The organism is Sulfurimonas paralvinellae, from assembly GCF_014905135.1.
Taxonomy (GTDB): Bacteria; Campylobacterota; Campylobacteria; order Campylobacterales; family Sulfurimonadaceae; genus Sulfurimonas; species Sulfurimonas paralvinellae.
Window position 1 is genome coordinate 552,293 of record NZ_CP041406.1, and the last position, 23,043, is coordinate 575,335.

Genomic DNA, 23,043 nt, shown 5'->3' on the forward strand with positions numbered 1-23,043 from the left:
AAAAGAAAATGTCACCGAAAAAAAAGGTGCTTGTAGGTATGAGCGGAGGTGTTGACTCCACAGTTACCACACTTTTGTTAAAAGAAGAAGGCTATGAAGTAGAAGGCCTTTATATGAAACTGCACTCAAAGCCGGGATATCATGAGATACATCAGGCACGTGCACAAAAAGCTGCTGATTTTGTCGGTATCAAACTTCATGTACTTGATCTGCAGGAAAAATTCAATAAAAATGTATTTCAGCCGTTTATAGATACATATGCCGAGGGAAAAACACCAAATCCCTGTGCACTTTGTAATCGTACAATGAAATTTGGAGAGATGATACAGTTCGCCGATCAAATAGGTGCAGATTATCTAGCAACCGGACACTATATAAAAACAGATGGTGAGTTTTTTTATCAAGCAGAAGATGATACAAAAGATCAGAGCTATTTTCTTTTTTATGTAAACAAAGAGATTCTGCCAAGACTTAAATTTCCACTTGGAGAGAGAAAAAAAAGTGACATAAAAAGATTGGCAGCTTCCATTAAAGGTTTGGAGTCTTTCGCATCACAGGCTGAATCAAGTGAAATATGTTTTGTTGAAACTACATATACAGATGTATTAAAAGATCATGTTCAAGTAGATCAGGTGGGTGAAGTACTTGATACACAAGGCAATGTTGTCGGTGAACATAAGGGGTATATGCATTATACAATTGGAAAACGTCGCGGTTTCACTGTAAAAGGTGCACATGACCCTCACTTTGTTACGAAGATCATCCCTGAAAAAAACCAGATAATCGTAGGTAAAAGAGAAGATCTTGCATGTAATGAAGTTGTCATAGATAATCTTAACATGTTTCATGATGAAAAAGAGTTTGATACAACTGTAAAATTACGTTATCGAACAAAAGCAGTAAAATGTCATGTAAAAATAGAAGATGATAAAGCGCATATAAAATTAGAAGAGGGTGTATTCGGTGTTGCTGTTGGTCAGGCTGCTGTTTTTTATGATGATGATAAGCTCATAGGTGGTGGTTGGATTATCGATGCATAATCACCACATTTCACAGTAAAAAAAGAATTTAAAAACTTCTCCCCCCATCTTCCAGAACCTTAAGCGATTTCTAAGCAACATCCCCCTATAATTCCCCTCCACAAACGAAGAGACTTCGAGTTGAAGTTTAAAGACCGGAAGGTTAAAGACGTTTGAGATCATTGAAAACTAAGCAAGTAAGAGAGACTGATGTAACTATCAGTTAAATCTTATTTAGAAATAACTAATAAAACAACAACCGTCTATTCTATTTGAATTCTAGCTATTGATATAGTTAGTTTCCCTATAGTAATAGATAACTATATTCATTAAGAGCTTAAGCACTCTTAATGTCTTAACAAAGCCAATGATTTTTAAATCTTGGGCAAAGATCAGTAATTAAATTTATTTATCTTTTCATAAACAATTATGGAGAGTTTGATCCTGGCTCAGAATGAACGCTGGCGGCGTGCTTAACACATGCAAGTCGAACGGTAACAGAGAGAAGCTTGCTTCTCTGCTGACGAGTGGCGCACGGGTGAGTAATATATAGGTAATGTGCCCCTTGGACCGGGATAGCCACTGGAAACGGTGATTAATACTGGATACTCCTTTTCATCAAAAGATGAATCGGGAAATGGATTCCGCCAAGGGATCGGCCTATATCCTATCAGCTAGTTGGTGAGGTAAGAGCTCACCAAGGCGATGACGGGTAGCGGGTTTGAGAGGATGATCCGCCACACTGGTACTGAGACACGGACCAGACTCCTACGGGAGGCAGCAGTGAGGAATATTGCACAATGGGGGAAACCCTGATGCAGCAACGCCGCGTGGAGGATGACGCATTTCGGTGTGTAAACTCCTTTTATATGTCAAGAAAATGACGGTAGCATATGAATAAGCACCGGCTAACTCCGTGCCAGCAGCCGCGGTAATACGGAGGGTGCAAGCGTTATTCGGAATCACTGGGCGTAAAGGACGCGTAGGCGGGTTGGTAAGTCAGATGTGAAATCCTACAGCTTAACTGTAGAACTGCATTTGAAACTACTAACCTAGAGTATGGGAGGGGCAGATGGAATTAGTGGTGTAGGGGTAAAATCCGTAGATATCACTAGGAATACCGAAAGCGAAGGCGATCTGCTGGAACATAACTGACGCTAAGGCGTGAAAGCGTGGGGAGCAAACAGGATTAGATACCCTGGTAGTCCACGCCCTAAACGATGAACACTAGTCGTCGGGATGCTAGTCATCTCGGTGATGCACTTAACAGATTAAGTGTTCCGCCTGGGGAGTACGGTCGCAAGATTAAAACTCAAAGGAATAGACGGGGACCCGCACAAGTGGTGGAGCATGTGGTTTAATTCGAAGATACGCGAAGAACCTTACCTAGCCTTGACATTGAGAGAACCTGCCAGAGATGGCGGGGTGCCCTTCGGGGAACTCGAAAACAGGTGCTGCACGGCTGTCGTCAGCTCGTGTCGTGAGATGTTGGGTTAAGTCCCGCAACGAGCGCAACCCTCGTCCTTAGTTGCTAGCAGTTCGGCTGAGCACTCTAAGGAGACTGCCTTCGCAAGGAGGAGGAAGGTGAGGACGACGTCAAGTCATCATGGCCCTTATGGCTAGGGCTACACACGTGCTACAATGGGGCGTACAGAGTGTTGCGATACCGCGAGGTGGAGCTAATCACTTAAAGCGTCTCTCAGTTCGGATTGGAGTCTGCAACTCGACTCCATGAAGCTGGAATCACTAGTAATCGTAGATCAGCAATGCTACGGTGAATACGTTCCCGGGTCTTGTACTCACCGCCCGTCACACCATGGGAGTTGATTTCACCCGAAATCGGGAAGCCAACCTTCGGGGGGCTACCGCTTACGGTGGAATTAGCGACTGGGGTGAAGTCGTAACAAGGTAACCGTAGGAGAACCTGCGGTTGGATCACCTCCTTTCTAGAGTAAAGAGCGATCATTCGTTTGATCGGCTCAACACAAAAGAATCTCACAGAGATATTAGTTACTTCAGTCTGCTTGCTTGCTTAGTTTTCAGTGATCTGTGTTCATTTGACATTCGATTATATCAAGGGCCTATAGCTCAGCTGGTTAGAGTGCACCCCTGATAAGGGTGAGGTCCCAGGTTCAAGTCCTGGTAGGCCCACCATTTTTGCACTATTTGCATCTGAAAAGTTAACTCACGTACTTTAGTACGCTTCGTCACCTTTTCAAATACAACTAGCACAAAAACAAGTTTTTGCTAAAACTAAATATAAGCTTTCAAAGTTAGAAAGTTTATATTTGGTTTTTAAACCAAAAGTTCATTAAATTACAATTGTTAAAGTCAACAACATATAATTAAAGAGATTTAATTATAAACTAAATAACTACAAAAAAATGGATTCATTCAATCTTGTTTGTTGTATTAGAGATAGTACATTAAATAAGGTAGTGAACGCAATATAGAATAAAAGATATTAAGGGCCATAGGTGGATGCCTTGGCTAGTAGAGGCGATGAAAGACGTACTAGGCTGCGAAAAGCCTCGGGGAGCTGCCAAGAAGCTTTGATCCGGGGATTTCTGAATGGGGCAACCCGGCATGGCGCGAGTCATGTCACCTTCGGGGGCGAACGCAGGGAAGTGAAACATCTCAGTACCTGCAGGAAAAGAAATCAAACGAGATTCCGAGAGTAGCGGCGAGCGAAATTGGAATAGGGCACTTACATTTAGCACATTTGTTAGCAGAACTGTCTGGAAAGTCAGAGCATAGAGGGTGATACTCCCGTAAGCGAAAACATTTGTGTGGAACTAAGGTAAGGAATGAGTAGGTCGGGACACGTGTTATCTTGACTGAATATGGGGGGACCACCCTCCAACCCTAAATACTACTACTAGACCGATAGCGAACAAGTACCGTGAGGGAAAGGTGAAAAGGACCGCGGTGAGCGGAGTGAAATAGAACCTGAAACCTATGGCTTACAATCATTCGGAGCACTATTAAATAAGTGTGACGGACTGCCTTTTGCATAATGAGCCTGCGAGTTGTGGTATCTGGCAAGGTTAATCGAACGAGAAGCCGTAGCGAAAGCGAGTCTTAATAGGGCGACATAGTCAGATGCTGCAGACCCGAAACTGAGTGATCTATCCATGAGCAGGTTGAAGCTGGTGTAAGAGCCAGTGGAGGACCGAACCGGTGGAAGTTGAAAATTCCTCGGATGACTTGTGGATAGGGGTGAAAGGCCAATCAAACTCAGTGATAGCTGGTTCTCTCCGAAATATATTTAGGTATAGCCTCGAGCATTAGCGTATAGGGGTAGAGCACTGACAGGGCTAGGGCTGCTTACCGCGGTACCAAACCCTATCAAACTCCGAATACTATACGTGTAACCTCGGGAGTCAGGCGTAGGGTGATAAAATCCTATGTCGAGAGGGGAACAACCCAGACTAGCAGCTAAGGTCCCAAAGTCGTATCTAAGTGGAAAAGGATGTGGAGTTGCTGTGACAACCAGGAGGTTGGCTTAGAAGCAGCCATCCTTTAAAGAAAGCGTAACAGCTCACTGGTCTAGCGATTCTGCGCCGAAAATATAACGGGGCTAAGATACGCACCGAAGCTCTAGATTCATAGTTTACTATGAGTGGTAGGAGAGCGTTCCATTCAGCGTTGAAGGTGTACCGGTAAGGAGCACTGGAGCGGATGGAAGTGAGCATGCAGGCATGAGTAGCGAGAAAAGAAGTGAGAATCTTCTTCGCCGAAAACCCAAGGTTTCCTACGCGATGCTCGTCATCGTAGGGTTAGTCGGGACCTAAGTCGAGTCCGAAAGGGGTAGACGATGGCAAATCGGTTAATATTCCGATACCGACATATCATCATTTGAGTGATGGGGGGACGCATAGAGTTAGACGAGGTCACTGATGGAATAGTGGCTCGAAGGGTGTAGGTTGTGAAGTAGGCAAATCCGCTTCACATTCGACCGAGACCCGACAGGCAGTTCAATCTCTTCGGAGAGCGAACTGAATCGTCGATACTGTCGTGCCGAGAAAAGCCTCTAAACGAGATGGTATGTCGCCCGTACCGTAAACCGACACAGGTGGGTGAGATGAGTATTCTAAGGCGCGTGGATGAACCCTTGTTAAGGAACTCTGCAAACTAGCACCGTATCTTCGGTATAAGGTGTGCCCTTGATGTTAGGAGATTTACTCTCCAAAGCATCTCTGGGTCGCAGCAAAGAGTCCCTCCCGACTGTTTACCAAAAACACAGCACTCTGCTAACACGTAAGTGGATGTATAGGGTGTGACGCCTGCCCGGTGCTCGAAGGTTAAAAGGATTGCTTAGCATTAGCGAAGGCATGAATTGAAGCCCGAGTAAACGGCGGCCGTAACTATAACGGTCCTAAGGTAGCGAAATTCCTTGTCGGTTAAATACCGACCTGCATGAATGGCGTAACGAGATGGGAGCTGTCTCAACAAGGGATCCAGTGAAATTGTAGTGGAGGTGAAAATTCCTCCTACCCGCGGAAAGACGGAAAGACCCCGTGCACCTTTACTATAGCTTGACACTGCTATTGGGATATTCATGTGCAGGATAGGTGGGAGCCTTTGATTCATAGTCGCCAGATTATGATGAGGCATCCTTGAGATACCACCCTTGAATATTCTGATAGCTAACTCCGTACGATTATCTCGTGCGAGGACAATGTCTGGTGGGTAGTTTGACTGGGGCGGTCGCCTCCTAAAAAGTAACGGAGGCTTACAAAGGTTGGCTCAGGTGGGTTGGAAATCCACCGTAGAGTATAATGGCATAAGCCAGCCTGACTGTGAGACATACAAGTCGAGCAGAGTCGAAAGACGGTCATAGTGATCCGGTGGTTCTGTGTGGAAGGGCCATCGCTCAAAGGATAAAAGGTACGCCGGGGATAACAGGCTGATCTCCCCCAAGAGCTCACATCGACGGGGAGGTTTGGCACCTCGATGTCGGCTCATCGCATCCTGGGGCTGGAGCAGGTCCCAAGGGTATGGCTGTTCGCCATTTAAAGCGGTACGCGAGCTGGGTTCAGAACGTCGTGAGACAGTTCGGTCCCTATCTTCCGTGGGCGTAGGATTGTTGAGGAGAGCTGACCCTAGTACGAGAGGACCGGGTTGGACGAACCACTGGTGCACCAGTTGTCCTGCCAAGGGCATAGCTGGGTAGCTACGTTCGGATGAGATAACCGCTGAAAGCATCTAAGCGGGAAGCCAACTCCAAGATGAACAATCCCTGAAGACCGCTTGAAGACTACAAGCTTGATAGGCTGGATGTGTACGCGCAGCAATGCGTTTAGCTGACCAGTACTAATAGGTCGTTTGTCTTTTTTTATGTTCTTACGAACGCTGTTGCTTCACTACCTTATTTAGTGTACGAATAGATTACACAAATAAGAAGAATCTTGAAACAAGTTCTTTAGTATGTTGACTTTTACCCCACTTATGCTTTAGCAACGGGGGTATCGCGGTTTAGCCGCAGAACGATTGATATTTAATGAGTTACTTCAACTCTTATGATCCTTCAAGGTCAAATATAAGTTCATTACTCCAATGAATTTATACTTGATCTTGTCTAGGTGGCTATAGAGAGAGGGAAACGCCTGGTCCCATTCCGAACCCAGAAGCTAAGCCTCTCATCGCTGATAATACTGCATCTTTCAGGTGTGGGAATGTAGGTCGCTGCCTAGTTCGGATCAAATTTTTCTACTTTTTTATACTTTTCTTCATCATCTTTTTTTTCAAAGAATTATGTGTTATTATTTTAATAAACAAGGTCCTTTATGCATAATGTCAATCCTCAAATACCTCAAGGCTGGAAAGATATTCTTCAAAATGAATTTTCAAAACACTATTTTATTGTTTTAAAACAATTTTTACTTGATGAAAAATCTAAATACACTATATATCCGGAAAATAAAAATATTTTCAATGCCTATAACTCTATGGATTTTCATGATGTAAAGGTTGTTATTTTAGGTCAAGACCCTTATCATGGGACAGGGCAGGCACATGGGCTCTCTTTTTCAGTTAAAGACGGCGTTGCTTATCCTCCTTCATTAAAAAATATATTTACAGAGTTGGCAGATGACACAGGATGTTCATATCCAAGTAGTGGAAATTTGTCTAAGTGGGCAAAGCAGGGTGTTTTATTGCTCAATGCAGTTTTGACAGTGCGTGCAGGAGAAGCGAACTCTCATCGCTGTATGGGATGGGAACATTTTACAGATGCTACGATTCAAGCCATCAGTGAGAAGTTAGAGAATGTTGTTTTTATACTTTGGGGAAAACCTGCACAGATGAAAGAGAAGCTCATTGATACTTCCAAGCACCTTGTTCTAAAAGCTCCACATCCTTCACCTCTTTCATCATATAGGGGTTTCTTTGGATCAAAACCTTTTTCTAAAACCAATGAGTATTTAACAGCTCGCGGTAAAGAGCCTATAGATTGGTGTTTAGAGTGATAAACTTTTAAAAAGTCTAATATATAAACTCTGCAATTACCGGAAGATGATCTGAATAACCGCGTCCATAATGTTTTCGTGGTTTTCTCCATGACATCTGCCATCTGTAAAGAGATTTTCCTTTATAAAGGTAGGGTTTATTTAAAGTATGGATGGAACCGCATTTGTAGTCGATACCTTGGTTGTCAAGTAGTGCTTTTGTTACTAGAATATTATCAAGCGCTTCTTTTTTACCTCTATAGATATAGCTAAAGCGTTTTGCTTTGTCTGGCTCATCATACCAGAGATTGTAAAAGTCTCCATCTTCTATTTTTGCTTCTTTGGCTTGCATTTTATAGTTGATTGTTCCTAAAATATGATTTATCCCTGTTATTCCACCTGTATCATTGTGTTTTCGTTTGCGTTTAAAGAGTTTGTATTCTTCATAATCGGAGTTAAAATCACCAAGTGCGATGATATTTTTCTCTTTACCTAATTCTTCAACACGTTTACGGAGTTTTTTGGCAGAAACTACACGCATACTTTCCGGTCCGGCTTTACTTTTCCAGTGATTAACGAGCAGGTAAAGATCTTCACCATTTATTTTAAATTTTGCTTCCAAAATATTTCTGTATCTGTAAGACTGTTGCACAGCTATTTCAGTTGTGTATACAAAAGGAATTTTACTGAGTATGGCCACTTTTATAATTGTGCCTTTGAGGTTGGCAATTTTGTAGTATTGATAATAAAGTCCCATTCTTTTAAGAGTGTAGCGCAGGTCTTTGAGTGCCTGAAGTGATTCGATCTCCTGCAGTCCAATGATGTCTGCATCAATATCTTTAATGACCTTTGCAGTGTTGTGGAGTTTTATCTTATATGTCCTTTCATTCCAATTTGATTTTGTGAAGGGGATATACTCCGAGTACTCATGGCCGCTGCGCTTGAGGTCAAAAAGGTTTTCTACATTATAAGTGGCTATTTTTATCATATTTTCTCCAAAGAGTAATGCACTCAGTAAAAGTAAAAAAGTGAGAATTTTCACTATTTAATTCCACTCAGTCTTAGAAGCTGACGAGTATTTGCCTCTCTGCCCATCAGTTCAAGGTAAAGATCCTGCATACTTTTTGCTCCACCGTTATGGAGAATGATATCAAGATACTTTTGAGCTGTTTGTGAGTTAAAAATACCTTCATCTACTACGGCATAGAACGTATCCGCACTGAGGACTTCTGCCCATTTGTAACTGTAGTAACCCGCTGCATAACCGCCTGCAAAGATGTGGGCAAAGCCGTTTTGAAATTTATTGTATTTCGGCGGCTTGATGAGTGCTGTTTTTTCTCTGATGGCATCAAGCAGATCTTGAACTTGCTCTCCTTGATAAGTTTGCATATGCAGTTTAAAATCAAAGAGTGAGAACTCTAACTGTCTTAACATTCCCATAGCTGAGAGGAAGTTTTTACTTTTGACAAGTTTTTCTATCATTTTATCTGGGAGTATTTCTCCTGTTTTGTAGTGCTTTGCAAAGAGTTTAAGCACTTTTGGCTCGTAGGCGAAATTTTCTAAAAATTGTGAAGGGTACTCTACGGCATCCCATTCGACACCGTTAACACCGCTGACTTCATTTTCTTTCACTTCACTTAAAATATGATGAATGGTATGTCCCGTCTCATGAAAGAGTGTTACAACATCGTCATGACGCAATAGTGATGGCTGTGAGTTGCTTGATGGCGGAAAATTACAAACTACAAAAGCAGATGCGAGTTGTTCTCTGCCCTGTGTATCTGTTGAGTGAGATTGCCAGTTGTGCATCCATGCTCCGCCGCGTTTTGACTCTCTTGCTTCGAGATCAAAATAGACTCTGGCTTTGAGTTTTTCATGCTCATAAACATCATAGGCATAGGCTTTTTCATGCCAGAGTGTTTCATCGACTTCTTTGAAAGTAATACCAAAAAGTTTTTCTAAAAAATCAAACATGCCGTTGACGACACTTTTTTGCTCGAAGTAGGGACGGTACTCCTCTTCATTGATGGCATACTGCTCTTTTTTGAGAATCTCACTGTAAAAGGCCACATCATGGCTTGCAAGATCAAACGGTGCAATTTTTTGCAGCTGCGTGAGCTCATTTTTTGCCTGTTCAATGGAGTTGTCTAAGAGAGATTCTAAAAAGTTTACAACAGTTGTTGTATCTTTTGCCATTTTAGATGCGAGGGAGTACTCGGCATAGTTGTTAAAACCTAAGAGTTTGCTCATCTCTTCACGCAGGGCTAAAAGTTCATCGATAATGGCTGCATTTTGAGGTGCTCTGCTTGTGTAGGCACGGTAGAACTCTTCTCGGATTTCTCTATTTGGACCGTAGGTCATGTAAGCGATGTACGAGGGCATCTGCAGGGTGAATTTGTATTTTACTTTGCCGTCTTCATCTGTGAATTTTGCAGACTCTTTTTCACTCTCAGGCAGACCCGCTACATCCTTTTCATCTGTGATGATTTTTTCGTAAGCGTTGGTTGCATCGAGAAGGTTTTGCGAGAAGTTGTTTGCAAGTTCGCTCTTTTTAATGTTGATCTCTTGCAGTCTTGCTTTTGTTTTTTCATTGAGGTGAGCACCACTGAGCTCAAAGTTTTGAATGTTGAGTGTGAGCACTCTTTTTTGTTCATAGTTGAGCGTATCGGCTTCATTTTTTTGAATCTCTTTAAAGGTATTATAGATAGCTAAGTTTTGTGAGAGTTGTGTCGAATACTCGGTAATGATAGGCAGTGCTTCTGTATAGACTTTTTGTGTCTCTTGGGAGTTGTTTACCGCATTGAGATGTGAGAGCGGTGTGAAGAAGTGTTCTAGCTCTTCTTCCATCAGCTCTATGGGTTTTACAAAGTTTTGAAATGTTTTATGCTCCTGCGTGAGGAGTTTATCCACCTGCGTGAGATTGTTTTTAGTTTTTGATTTCAGATCATCTATGAAAGTTTCTAAGTTACAGTGGAAAGATAAAAATTTGCTCATTATAGTTACAGCCTTTTTGGTGTAATTATAGCATTTATATAAGGTAAAAGTTTAATGGATGAGAAGTTGTTTGTATAAGGAGTATCAAGCAGCGGCTAAAGCCAAACTGCTTGATATCGGAGTTATATGAAATTTGTATTGGTAAACTATTCAGACTCTATTTTGTAGAGAATTTATAGTCAAGTTGTGCCCAGAATTTCTGAGTGTCTTTAGTCCATGCGTTAACATAATCACCATTACCAAATGTACCTTGTACAGCTTTACCTTTTGAATAGTTAGCGTATTTTAAAAGACCTGTAAGACCATTCACACCTGGAATTTTATTGACATAAACAACATCAATCTCTGAACCTAAGTCATCAGTTGTTCCAGAACCACTAACAGCATTCATTTTTTTATCTGCCGTAAAGTCATGATAAACTGCTAAAAGTTTTCCGAAACCTTTTGCTTTATATCCTAAACGAACATTTGCATCAATTAAACCGCCATCTGGAGTAGAAAGAAATTTATCTGCCCAACCATTAAATTTATGCCCTGTAGCAAGAGGAGTGGTAAATGTTTTATCTTTTCCACTTGTATCATTCATAGAAGTACCACTTAAAAACTCATAATTCGCACCAACTAAAATACCGGAGATATTTGCACCTAAATCTAAGTTATAGTAAGATGCATCTACTTTGACACCTTGTGTACCATTTTTATGAATTTCCATTGATGGATCTGCTTGCTGTGCATATTCTGCACGATAGTTTAGTTTTACCGCATCCATTTTTACATTACCTGTTGCAGCAATACCATATGTATCATGAGTATTTGCAATCATATAATCATAAGCAGTAACTTTTAATGCTGGCATTACACTATATGCAGCATGTAAAAGCACTGTATTTGTATCATATGTGTTTTCACCATATAGACCATCATTATTTGCTAAACTTTTTACTCCTTGAACACCATATACCCATGCAGCTAATACAGAAAGATTTTTAATAGAGTTGTTTGCAATAAATACAGAGTCATAAGAACGTTCTAGTTGTCTCCAACCAACTGTACCAATGAAACGTTGGTTGTCAAGATTTACCTGACCACGACCCGCATGTAAGACAGTATCCGCAACTTTATAGTTAATTTCAGCATTTGAAATCATAGCTTTTTCTGGATCAGCAACAGTTGCATACTCAGTTTGGCCATTTGATGTACTATTATACGTGTTAGAACCAAAATCATTCACTGAAATAATACCGACCGATGCAGAAAGACCATCAACATCCAGAAGATCACCAGTGACTTTTAACTTCGTTCTTGCAGTATATGCATTGGCATCTTTTACATGTTGACCTGGAGAGTTATCTACATTTACATTTTCCCATCTAGGACGGATTTGTCCTTCAAGTACTAAGTTATCTAAAATGTTAATACCATCAGCAGCACTTACGCTACTAAAAGAACCCATAATTGCTGTTAAAGCAACAGCTGACATTGTAATTTTTTTCATTTTCTTCCTTTTTTGTTTATAAGCTAAAGCCTATATATAATGTTAAGCTTAAAGATTTAAGCTAGACTACTTTTCAAAGGCCCTGACAAAATTATAGCATATTTTGAAACTATAAATTTGACATATATCAATTATTCTTTAAGCTAATAGTGATATCATTGTACCGTTAATGGACACCTTAACAACAAAGTTCAAAACTAATTTGAGGAGAAAATATGTCACTTTCAAGAAGAGAATTTCTTAAAAGTTCAGCGGCAGCATCGGCAGCAGCGGCGATCGGTATGAGTGTACCGGCAGAGCTCGAAGCAAATGCAGGCGCAGCTGAAAGTAATTGGAGATGGGACAAGGCAGCTTGTCGTTTCTGTGGTACGGGATGTGGAATTATGCTGGCAACTACAGGCGAAGGCGCAGATAGAAAGATTGTTGCAGTTAAAGGAGACCCGGCAGCTCCGGTTAATCGTGGTCTAAACTGTATCAAGGGGTATTTTAATGCGAAGATCATGTATGGGGCTGACCGTCTCACGCAACCGCTTCTTCGTGTAAATGATAAGGGTGAGTTTGACAAAAAAGGTAAATTTGCTCCTATTTCATGGAAACGTGCTTATGATGAAATGGAAAAACACATCAGAATCGCACTGAAAGAGAGTGGTCCTGAAGGTGTAGGTGTATTTGCATCTGGTCAATACACTATCATGGAAGGGTATGCTGCTCAAAAGATGATGAAAGCAGGTTTCAGATCAAATGCGATCGATCCAAATGCTCGTCACTGTATGGCATCTGCGGTTGTTGGTTTCTATCAGACTTTTGGTATCGATGAGCCTTCTGGATGTTACGATGATATCGAGCTTACAGATACAATTGTAACTTGGGGTTCAAACATGGCAGAAATGCACCCGATTCTTTGGTCTCGTGTAACTGACAGAAAACTAAGTGATCCAGATCGTGTAAAAGTTGTCAATATTCAGACTTATACACACCGTACTTGTGATTTAGGTGACTTTAACATCATCTTCAGACCAAATACTGACCTTGCACTTTGGAACTACTTAGCGCGTGAGATCGTTTACAATCATCCAGAAGCTATTGATTGGGATTTCATCAAGAAAAACATCATTTTCGCAGCTGGTCCAGTAAACATTGGTTATGGTTTCAGACGTGCTGGTGAAAAATCTGTAACACCTGTAAGACCTGATGGTAGTGCCGGTAAATATGATGCTAAAGAGATGGAAATCTATAATAAAGAGATGAGTAAAGTCGTTTCAGAGCTTGAAGGTCCTGCGTTAGAGCCGTATGGCTATAAAGCTGGCGATACGATGAAAAATACTGCCGGTACTTTAAAACACTGGGAAATCTCTTTTGAAGAGTATAAAAAATCTTTAGCTCCGTATACACTAGACTATACTGCTGAACTTTGTAAAGGTGATCCAGATGAGTCACTTGATAGCTTCAAGAAAAAACTACAGGATTTAGCAGCACTTTACATTGAAAAAGATAGAAAAATCGTTAGTTTCTGGACTATGGGTATGAATCAACATACACGTGGTACATGGGATAATACACTTTCATATAACGTTCACTTCATGCTTAACAAACAAGCGCGTCCAGGTTCAGGTGCATTCTCACTTACTGGTCAACCTTCTGCTTGTGGTACTGCTCGTGAAGTTGGTACATTCGCTCACCGTTTACCGGCTGACTTAATGGTTAAAAACCCTAAACACAGAGCTATCGCTGAGAAAAAATGGCATATTCCTGCTGGAACATTGAACCCTGTAGGTAATCAACACATCATGAAAATCCATAGAGATATTGAAGATGGCGTTGTTAAATTTGCATGGGTAAATGTTTGTAATGCTTACCAAGATTCTGCGAATGCAAAACACTGGGTAAAAGCGGCACGTGAGATGGACAACTTCATCGTAACATCTGACGGTTATCCTGGTATTTCTGCTATGGTATCTGACCTTATCTTGCCATCTGCTATGATCTATGAGAAATGGGGAGCATACGGTAATGCTGAGAGACGTTCACAACACTGGAGACAACAAGTACTTCCTGTAGGAAACGCTATGAGTGATACATGGCAATGGGTTGAACTTTCAAAAAGATTTACTGTTGATGATCTATGGGGACCATATACACTTAGAAACGGTAAAAAACTTGCAGATGTTCGTCAAAAAGCATATGATATGGGTTACAAACCAGATACTACTATGTATGAAATCTTATATGCAAATGATAGAGCTAAGAAAAACTATCCACTCGCATTGGATCAGTTCCCACAAAAAGGGTATGACAACTCTGAATGTATCGGTGATGCCAGAAATGTTGAAGGCAGTGACGGAAAAGTATTTAAAGGATACGGTTTCATGATTCACCAATACTTATGGGAAGAGTATGCTTCATTTGGTCGTGGTCACGGTCATGACTTGGCAGACTTCGTTACTTACCATAAAGTTCGTGGACTTAAATGGCCAGTTGTTAATGGTAAAGAGACTGCATGGAGATTTAACGTAAACTTTGACCCATATGCAGCGAAACATGCAAAAGAAAACGGTAGAGGCAGTGAGTTCGCGTTCTATGGTCCACTCGCAAAAGCACTTCCACATGGAAACTTGACAGGCGTACAAGACAAAAAGAAAAAACCATTACCGGATAAAGCAAAAATCTTTGCTCGCCCATATATGGATCCACCAGAAATGCCGGATGATGAGTACAATCTATGGTTATGTACAGGACGTGTACTTGAACACTGGCACTCAGGAACTATGACTATGCGTGTACCTGAACTCTATCGTGCAGTTCCGGAAGCACTTGTCTATATGCATCCAGATGCAGCGAAAGCTAGAGGCCTCAAAGACAATGACCTATGCTGGGTTGAATCTCGTCGTGGTAGAGTAAGAGCTCGTGTTGAGACTCGTGGACGTAATAGACCTCCAAAACCATTAGTATTCGTACCATGGTTCGATGAGCGTGTATTTATCAATAAAGTGACATTGGATCAAACATGTCCTATGTCAAAACAGACAGACTTTAAAAAATGTGCTGTAAAAATCTATAAAGCATAATTTTAAAAAGAAGGAAGCATTACTTTGAGCAATCATTCAAAAGCGAAAGAGCCTCTCAGCGATAGAAGAAAATTTATTCTTAATATGGCTAAAGGTGTCGGATATGCAGCGGTAGGCGGTTTCTTATGGAGTGCCTATCTCGATGAAGCGAAAGCTTCACCGCTGATTTTGCGTCCACCTGCAGCGATACCGGAGAAAGATTTTCTAAAGACCTGTATCAAATGTGGTTTGTGCGTTGAAGCGTGTCCTTACGATACGCTCAAGCTTGCAAAGCCGGGTGATCATAAACCAATGGGTACACCGTTCTTTACACCGAGAGATATTCCATGCTATATGTGTGAAGATATCCCCTGTGTTCCGGTATGTCCAAGCGGTGCACTTGATGAGTCAAGTGTGACTGTCAATGGTCAGCTTGATATCAATACGGCTGATATGGGACTTGCAGTAATCGATGAGAACAGCTGTATTGCTTTTTGGGGAATTCAATGTGATGCTTGTTATAGAGCTTGTCCAATTCTGGATAAAGCGATAACAATAGAATACGACCAAAATAAAAGAACGGGAAAACATGCCTTTTTGAAACCGGTAGTACATGCTGATGCCTGTACCGGTTGTGGAATGTGTGAGCATGCCTGTGTTACTGAAAAACCTGCTATTTTCATCCTGCCGCGTGAGGTTGCGATGGGGAAAGCAGGAAGTCACTACATCAAAGGTTGGGACAAAAAAGATGAAGCACGGCTAAAAGATGCGCATGCTATCCATACAACGACAAAAGTAAGTAAGAAAAAAGCTGTTGATAAATTAAATGGCGGTCTAGAAGGTTTGCTCAATGAGTAAGTTATGGAATAATTACAGATACCTTATATTAAGAAGATTTGTGCAGATTGGGATTTTGATTCTTTTTATCGGTGCAAATGCATGGGGATGGAAAATCCTTGAAGGTAATCTCAGTTCATCACTGCTCTTTGGTGTCATTCCAATGAGTGATCCTTATGCTGTTATACAGATGGTCATAGCGGGTGCTGTCGTTGCGACTGATCTGCTCATCGGTATGGCGGTTGTGGCGCTGTTTTATTTTTTAATCGGCGGGCGTGCATTTTGTTCATGGGTATGTCCTATAAATATGGTGACAGACAGTGCAAACTATCTTCGCCGTATTTTTGACATTGACAGAGCACAACTGCAACGTCAACCCATTACAAGAAGTGTCCGATACTGGGTACTTGCAATTAGTCTGATCGTATCGGCTTTTATGGGTATAGCCGCTTTTGAGTTTATCTCGCCAATCTCGATGCTGCATCGCGGTATTGTATTTGGTATGGGATTTGGCTGGGCGGCTGTCGGTTTGATCTTTCTTTTTGATCTGTTCGTTTTAAAAAATGGATGGTGTGGTCATATTTGTCCACTTGGTGGATTCTATTCACTTTTAGGAAAGTTTAGTTTTATTAGAGTACATCATTTAGAAGAGAATTGTACTCTTTGTATGAAGTGTAAAGTGGTTTGCCCTGAAAAGCAGGTGCTTCACATGATAGGTAAAGAGTCAATTCCTGTACTTTCGGGTGAGTGTACAAACTGTGCACGCTGTATCGAAGTATGTGATGATGATGCTTTGAGATTCTCAATAAGAGATTTTATTCAAAATAAAAAAACGGGAGAGTAAAATGAAAATTTTAACAAAGATTACGATAGGTTTAGCTGCTTCGGCTCTGCTTCTTGTCGGCTGTAATTCTGCAGCTACAGGAACAAGTGCAAAAGCTGATAAAAGTGTTACAAAACCGACAATTACAGAAGCTAATTTAGGTTACAGAGGTACGACAGATCTTTTAAAAGAGGATGTTGTTCCACCTGCTGTTGCATATCATTCAGCACCTCCGGGAGCTTCAAAACGATTTAAAAGAGCATATCAAGATGCGCCGCCGATGATTCCACACTCAACTGAGGGGTTATTGCCTATCACTAAGAACAACAATGCATGTCTTGGATGCCATATGCCTGCTGTAGCGGCAAGTATGGGTGCAACGCCGATTCCGGTTTCTCACTTTACTAACTTCAGACCGAAAACTGCAGTTAAAGGTGATGAAATTCTTAAAAATGGTAAAGCGATTAAAAATACTTCATCTGAGAAGTTAGCGAATGTATCTATCAAAGTTGATAAAGATGAGCAGCATCTTTATGCCGGTAGATATAACTGTTCACAATGTCATGCTCCGCAAGCTACGAACGACCTAGTAGATGATAACCACTTCAAACCGGTTTACACTGCTCCTGATGGTGCTGAAAAATCATCTTGGAACCAGTCTAAATGGATGAAAGATATCGATACTTCGAAATAAATAGATGGAGAGAAGAGAGCTATTTAGCTTTCTTTCTTCCTCTGTAAAAGAGGCAGTCAGAGAGCAAAAAGATGAAATGATGATAATCAGACCTCCATACTATAGTGATGTGGATGCTTTTGTCACAGAGTGTCAAAACTGCGAAGGGGAATGTGCCTCTTTGTGTCAAGAGCAGATAATAGTCATTACAGAAGATAAAACGCCGCAGCTGGTTTTTAACTCTCGCGGATGCACCTACTGTGATGAATGTGCTGTTGCATGTCCAAGTGATGTGCTTTTGGTTGAAAACAAGCATCTTATTGAAGCGTCGATCGTTATCAACAAAAACAAATGTTTGAGCTGGCAGGGTGTGATGTGTTTTTCATGCAAGGATCCCTGTCTTGAAAATGCCATTGATTTCAAGGCAATGTTTATGCCTGAGATAAATGATAAATGTACGAATTGTGGTTTTTGCATCGGCAGATGTCCTGCTGATGCCATAGATATTAAAAAGGTAAGTTAATGCGTTATATAGTCATTTTTTTTATGCTTCTGTCATCTCTTTATGCACAAAAGCTATTGAATCCGCTTTATACATATAAGGTCACGCAGGGGCTTGCTACAGATGTCCTATACAATAACGGCAGTCTTTATATATCTTCAGACAGCGGTACTGTAGATATCTATGACACAAAAACTAAAAAAAAGAGGAAAAGCATAAAGCTTGAGAAGATAAAAGATTTTATGGGAGATGCAATCGATTCGAAAATTTTTACATTGGATTTTTTGGATCAAACTCTTTTAATCCTTTCACAGGATAATGGCGGTTACAGCCGCGTGAACCTGTACAAAAATAAAAAAAATGCGCAAATCATTTCAAGTGACCAAAAGCTCAATATCATTAAAGCGAAATTTATAGATAAAGACACTATTTTGCTTGCTCTTATCAGTAATGACATTATTTCATACAATATCAAAACAAAAAAGAAGAATTGGACAACACAGGCATCTATGTCGAAGTTTTCCAATTTTGCTCTCAATAATGACAGGTCTACTGTGGCCATTGCAGATGAAAGCGGTGAAGTACATTTGATAGATACGAAAACAGGGAATAAACTAAAAACATTGAGCGGGCAAAATGTAGATAATCTTTTTGGTGTCGCTTTTGCAGGTGATATTGTTTTAACCGGAGGGCAGGACAGACGTGCCGGTGTTTATAATGTTAAAAACGGAAGTGCATACTATAAAGCTTCCAATTTTTTTGTATATGGTGTAGGACTGAGTCCAAGCGGAAAAAGAGGTGCCTACAGCTGTGATATTGATGATAATGTCGAGGTGTTTAATACTGCTACACGAGAGAGTTTAGGAAAATACCGCTCAACAAAGAAAGTTGTCAACAGTATCTATTTTATAAATGAGCATGAATTTTTTATTAACAGCAGTGCGAAAACTGTTGGTTACTATAAAGTCAAATAAGGGAGTATAGGAAATGATTGAATATAATGAGAGTGAGTTTTTGGTCGAAACTGAAGTGCCTGAAGATGAACTTATTATCTCCAGGACAAACTTGAAAGGAAACATTACTTATGCCAATGAGACCTTTTGTGTCATAAGCGGGTATCATGAAGAAGATCTCCTTGGGAAACCACACAATATAGTACGCCATCCAGATATGCCGAGTGCTGCGTTTGAAGATCTGTGGAGTACGATAAAGTCGGGAAAACAGTGGGTTGGAATCGTTAAAAATATGCGTAAAGATAAAGGATTTTACTGGGTGAAAGCCATTGTGTCAGGTGTATACAAAAATGGAGAACTGGTAGAGTATAAATCACTTCGAACACCGATATCTTATGAAACTAAGTTAAAATATCAAAGATTGTATGATAAAATGCGTAGTGAAAACAATGAAAGAACAAGAAAAGTAATTTACGAATAATAATAAAAGGAATTAAAGATGAATATATCAAGTATAGTAGTACAGACAATGCCGAAATTTTTAGATGAGGTGGTTGAGAGCCTTAAGAATTGTGAAGCGTGTGATTATCATCTACATGATGAAAAGGGTCGTATCATTGTTACTATAGAAGGTGAGGATGTAAGTGAAGAACTTGGAAAACTCAAAGTGATCGAAGCTATTCCTCATGTGATAGCTGCAGATATGCAGATGGCCTATTCCGAAGATGAACTGGATGCAAATATAAAGGTCATCAATGAATCAGATGCTGTTCCGGCTGTTTTAAATGATGCTGACGTTGATATTGACAGAGTCGTTTATCATGGAGATTTAAAGAAAAAAGATGGTGAGCTTCAAGAGTTTGCAAAGGATCTGAGTAATCCTACAGGAGTGAAATAATGGGTGTTGTTTTCAGTTCAACAATTAAAATCGATGAGAATGCGAAATGGTTCATCGAGATAGAAGATGCTACTGATCCTGATGATATTCGAAGAGAAGTTTGCTTTGATCTTGATGAATATGAAACCAAGATAGAAGAGATGGGTAGCGAATACGGTGGTCACGTCGATGAGGTAAAATGGCTTAAAGATGAGAATGTACCACCTGTAGTCGTTGATGAGATCCGTGTGAAAATGGCAGAACAGCGTGCGAAAATTGAAGAGAAGTTGGGTGAACCACTTACTCCTGTCGCTGAGAAAAAAGAAGAGTAAAGGAACTATCTATTATTTAAGCAATAGATAGATCAATAGAAAGTTTACAAAAGTCATGATCATAAAAGCCCGTTTGTAAAAAACAAGCGGTGATTTTTCGATAAGCGGCGCATTTTTGATAAAGTAGGGTTTTACTTTTTGGGGATGCGTGAGCTCATAATACATTTCAGAGTAGTGGGAATATCTTTGTTCCTTGTCAATCGCAATACTTCGCATAATTACACTGTCAAGCCATTCCGGAATATTTTTGTTATAGGTACTTGGTTTTTTAGCTTCTTTGAAGGTAGGATTTTGAAATGGTTCTATCTCTCCGTAAGGGTACTTTCCACTGAGTGCAAAATAGAGTGTCACACCGATAGCAAAAATCTCAGTCGTTTCACTGATAGCTTCTCCCAAAAAACGTTCCGGTGCAAGAAAGCTTGGTGTTCCGGCTTTTGAATCTGTTGAAAAGATTTCGGTAATACTTCCAAAGTCAATAATCTTAAATCTGAGATTTTCATCATCGTCTTTAGCTATCATAATGTTTTGTGGTTTTACATCACCGTGAACCAGATCATACTTGAGTAAAAACTGTGACATTTTTAAAAGTGTATCAGCCAATTCAACACTGTCATCTATCGTTAATTGTTTATGCGTGAGATAGTGATGAAGGTTTTCACCGTGAAAAAGCTGCATAACATAATAGCGCATGGACCGTGTCTTTGGAATGACTGCCTTAGGAAAAAAGTTGGCTTTGAGGCGTTTTGCATTCCATGTTTCTTTTACAAAAAGATCAAGCAGTGATTCATCTTCAAGTGCTTCATAAGGAGCAAATTTCAGTACATAATCTTTTGTTTTTTTATGAACAAGCCAGGTTCGTTCATTTTGAATAAGTGGTTTGAGAAGCTTATAACCATCAATGATCTGTCCTTTTTTAAGCTTCTGGGGTATTGTGAGCTTTTGGTGTCTGAGGGTTGCCAGTTCGTCAGCTTTGAGTACCTCTATGATAACGGCGGTTGTATCATCAGGCAAGTTGTCATCTTTCAATGTACTTGCTTTTTTGACAACTGCGTGAGCATTGCCGAGTTGTAGAGTTTTACTCAGTGTATTGCCGTCGAGAACATTATAAAGACCATCACTGCACAGAAGAACTTTGTCATCTTTTTGTACTATGTTCTCAAAGTAGTAAGGCTCAACTTCTTCAGAGATGCCGATGGCCTGCGTGAGGACATTTTCATAACCCTCTTCGTCCATTGCATGATCATTAGAGAGTTGATTGAGTTTATGATCTCTATAGAGATAAACTCTGGAATCTCCTACATTGGCACCATAAAGCCGATTTCCCTGAATGACAACTATGGTCAAAGTCGTGACAAGTTCAGGAGTGTTATAGTTTAGTTGTGATTCTTTGTAGAGGATAGCATTGATGGAGCTTATAAATGAACGAATTGATTTTTCAATACTCCAGGATTTTGGACGGATTTTGAAATTGTTCATCAAATGTTGTGTCGTTCGCTTTGCTGCTTCTGCACCTTCTACAGCACTGCCGACGCCATCACAGACAATGGCGACTGTCAGGTCACCAATGGTTTTTACATCATAAAAATCGTCACCGGTCAGTTCTTTACGTTTGGCAAGTGAAAATCCGGAAAACTTTAGCGTGCTTGATGCCATTAGCATAATCCTTTTTTAGATTCGTCCGCCGGCTGCAACACCCCAGGTCGTTCTCCATCTTGTTTTTACCAGAGAGATTCCAATGATAGCAACAAGTACAACACCGGCAAAGATCATAAATCCTGCTGCGTATCCGTCAAATGCACCTTTGGACCATCCAAGTGTTTTAATAAGCGCAGTACCGCCAAGACCACCGGCAGCACCGATGATACCTGTCATTATACCAATATCTTTACCAAATCTTTGCGGTACGAGCTGAAAGACTGCGCCATTTGCCATACCAAGGTTTGCCATTGTAAGAAACAACACAACGATAGCGACCCAAAAAGGTAAAACAATAGTTGCATTGAGGATTGCAAGCAGGGCAACTGTTCCAAAGAAAAAGTAGAGTGATTTCACACCACCGAGTTTATCGGCAACTGCTCCGCCTACAGGTCTTAAAACTGCACCTGCAAAGATAGTAAGTGCTCCAAAGTAACCTGCGATTACTTTTACATTTGGTTCATCAAAGACATTCATACCAAAACTGCTCATATCGGCTTGGTATGTGTTCATAAGATAAACTTTCATATATCCTGCAAATCCTACAAAACCACCGAAACTTACTGCATAGAATAGGTTGAACCACCATGTGTCTTTATCTTTTAGAAGTTTTGCGTAATCTTTTAACTTTTTAGGACGTGGTGTATAAACTTCTTCTGGCGCATCTTTAGCTAAAAAGATGTAAGTTATAAAAATAATTGTTGATAAAATACCGCCAACTAAAAATACTGCCTGCCATCCCCATATCTCTGCGATTTTTGGAGCGAAAAGGAAGTCGATAACAACACCGATGTTACCGGCTCCGGCGATACCAAGAACAACACCTTGGAGTTTTGGCGGATACCATTGACCAGCCTGTGGCAGTGCAACAGCAAACGATGCCCCGGCAAAACCCAAGCCGACAGCGACAACAAGCAGTTCATTGTATGAAATGTGCTCACCTCGAAAAAAAGCATAAAATAAAACCGAGATGACAACGGTTTGTGCCATTAAAGCTGTCTTTTTAGCTCCAAATTTATCAACACTGAATCCAAGCAAGATACGAAGAAGTGCACCGGCTAAAATAGGTATGGAAAGCAAAGTCGCTTTTTGTGAAGGACTCATAATAAAACCATGCATTGCCAAAGATTGACTTATCTCTGTTGCCAGTGGTCCGAGCATTGTCCAGACCATAAAACTAAAATCGAAATACAAAAAAGCTGCAAAAAGTGTTTTTGCATCTCCTTGACCTTTGAGGGCTTTAAAACTTGCCATATATTTTTCCTTCTTATATTAATTGATGAGAGAATTATAAGATATATTTTTTGATAAATCATCACTCAATTGATTAAATAATAATCAATTAAAAAA

General features: G+C 40.5%; 16 protein-coding genes, 1 tRNA gene and 3 rRNA genes. 15 read left to right on the top strand and 5 right to left on the bottom strand.

The features are described 5' to 3' along the window. Positions 1-8: 8 nt before the first annotated feature. The 6 genes from mnmA to FM071_RS02970 all read left to right on the top strand — a co-directional run bounded on the left by mnmA (position 9) and on the right by FM071_RS02970 (position 7,489). The gene (mnmA, locus tag FM071_RS02945) at positions 9-1,040 is read left to right on the top strand and encodes a tRNA 2-thiouridine(34) synthase MnmA (RefSeq protein WP_193111538.1); all 1,032 of its coding nucleotides are present in this window, start codon (positions 9-11) and stop codon (positions 1,038-1,040) included. A 405-nt stretch (positions 1,041-1,445) separates the two neighbouring features. Next, positions 1,446-2,965: ribosomal RNA gene (locus tag FM071_RS02950) — 16S ribosomal RNA — on the top strand. 131 nt (positions 2,966-3,096) lie between these two features. Further along, positions 3,097-3,173 (top strand) — tRNA-Ile (locus FM071_RS02955). 300 nt (positions 3,174-3,473) lie between these two features. After that, positions 3,474-6,360: ribosomal RNA gene (locus FM071_RS02960) — 23S ribosomal RNA — on the top strand. Positions 6,361-6,600: 240 nt separating this feature from the next. Continuing rightward, a 5S ribosomal RNA gene (gene rrf / locus FM071_RS02965) occupies positions 6,601-6,716 on the top strand. Together the 16S, 23S and 5S rRNA genes with 1 tRNA gene alongside form the textbook arrangement of a ribosomal RNA operon. Positions 6,717-6,808: 92 nt before the next feature. Then, on the top strand, positions 6,809-7,489 hold the full coding sequence (locus FM071_RS02970; RefSeq protein WP_193111539.1) for a uracil-DNA glycosylase: 681 nt from the start codon (positions 6,809-6,811) through the stop codon (positions 7,487-7,489). Between the two features lie 16 nt (positions 7,490-7,505). On the opposite strand, the gene FM071_RS02975 is transcribed toward FM071_RS02970, so the two are convergent. The 3 genes from FM071_RS02975 to FM071_RS02985 form a co-directional block, all read right to left on the bottom strand. Next, the gene (locus tag FM071_RS02975) at positions 7,506-8,510 is read right to left on the bottom strand and encodes an endonuclease/exonuclease/phosphatase family protein (RefSeq protein ID WP_193111540.1); all 1,005 of its coding nucleotides are present in this window, start codon (positions 8,508-8,510) and stop codon (positions 7,506-7,508) included. Beyond that, positions 8,510-10,462 (bottom strand): M3 family metallopeptidase, encoded by a 1,953-nt coding sequence (locus FM071_RS02980; RefSeq protein ID WP_193111541.1) that lies wholly within the window; start codon positions 10,460-10,462, stop codon positions 8,510-8,512. Before FM071_RS02980 ends, FM071_RS02975 begins: the two co-directional genes overlap by 1 nt. Before the next feature lie 157 nt (positions 10,463-10,619). Then, positions 10,620-11,957, bottom strand: a complete 1,338-nt coding sequence (locus FM071_RS02985; protein ID WP_193111542.1) for a hypothetical protein — start codon at positions 11,955-11,957, stop codon at positions 10,620-10,622. A 215-nt stretch (positions 11,958-12,172) separates the two neighbouring features. Between FM071_RS02985 and napA the strand changes: the two genes are divergently transcribed. Genes napA through FM071_RS03030 form a run of 9 tightly spaced genes read left to right on the top strand, consistent with a single transcriptional unit; the run spans position 12,173 to position 19,998 of the window. Then, positions 12,173-15,022, top strand: a complete 2,850-nt coding sequence (gene napA, locus FM071_RS02990) for a nitrate reductase catalytic subunit NapA (protein ID WP_193111543.1) — start codon at positions 12,173-12,175, stop codon at positions 15,020-15,022. A 24-nt stretch (positions 15,023-15,046) separates the two neighbouring features. Continuing rightward, the gene (gene napG / locus FM071_RS02995; RefSeq protein WP_193111544.1) at positions 15,047-15,859 is read left to right on the top strand and encodes a ferredoxin-type protein NapG; all 813 of its coding nucleotides are present in this window, start codon (positions 15,047-15,049) and stop codon (positions 15,857-15,859) included. After that, complete coding sequence (napH, locus tag FM071_RS03000; RefSeq protein WP_193111545.1) at positions 15,852-16,682, top strand: quinol dehydrogenase ferredoxin subunit NapH; 831 nt, start codon at positions 15,852-15,854, stop codon at positions 16,680-16,682. The genes napG and napH overlap by 8 nt, the downstream gene beginning before the upstream one ends. A gap of 1 nt (position 16,683) precedes the next feature. Beyond that, positions 16,684-17,355 (top strand): nitrate reductase cytochrome c-type subunit, encoded by a 672-nt coding sequence (locus FM071_RS03005; RefSeq protein WP_193111546.1) that lies wholly within the window; start codon positions 16,684-16,686, stop codon positions 17,353-17,355. A gap of 4 nt (positions 17,356-17,359) precedes the next feature. Then, entirely contained in the window at positions 17,360-17,857 is a 498-nt protein-coding gene (locus FM071_RS03010; RefSeq protein WP_193111547.1) for a ferredoxin-type protein NapF, read from the top strand. After that, positions 17,857-18,810 (top strand): WD40 repeat domain-containing protein, encoded by a 954-nt coding sequence (locus FM071_RS03015; protein WP_193111548.1) that lies wholly within the window; start codon positions 17,857-17,859, stop codon positions 18,808-18,810. The genes FM071_RS03010 and FM071_RS03015 overlap by 1 nt, the downstream gene beginning before the upstream one ends. Before the next feature lie 13 nt (positions 18,811-18,823). Next, positions 18,824-19,270: a PAS domain-containing protein gene (locus FM071_RS03020; RefSeq protein ID WP_193111549.1), complete on the top strand. Its 447-nt coding sequence runs from the start codon at positions 18,824-18,826 to the stop codon at positions 19,268-19,270. An 18-nt stretch (positions 19,271-19,288) separates the two neighbouring features. Beyond that, complete coding sequence (locus tag FM071_RS03025) at positions 19,289-19,687, top strand: chaperone NapD (RefSeq protein WP_193111550.1); 399 nt, start codon at positions 19,289-19,291, stop codon at positions 19,685-19,687. After that, complete coding sequence (locus FM071_RS03030; protein ID WP_193111551.1) at positions 19,687-19,998, top strand: hypothetical protein; 312 nt, start codon at positions 19,687-19,689, stop codon at positions 19,996-19,998. The genes FM071_RS03025 and FM071_RS03030 overlap by 1 nt, the downstream gene beginning before the upstream one ends. A 12-nt stretch (positions 19,999-20,010) precedes the next feature. Here the strand turns inward: FM071_RS03030 and FM071_RS03035 are convergent, their stop codons facing one another. Continuing rightward, a complete protein-coding gene (locus FM071_RS03035; RefSeq protein ID WP_193111552.1) occupies positions 20,011-21,651 on the bottom strand; it encodes a bifunctional protein-serine/threonine kinase/phosphatase in 1,641 nt (546 codons plus the stop codon). A 15-nt stretch (positions 21,652-21,666) separates the two neighbouring features. Next, positions 21,667-22,947 (bottom strand): MFS transporter, encoded by a 1,281-nt coding sequence (locus FM071_RS03040; RefSeq protein ID WP_193111553.1) that lies wholly within the window; start codon positions 22,945-22,947, stop codon positions 21,667-21,669. Positions 22,948-23,043: the final 96 nt, after the last annotated feature.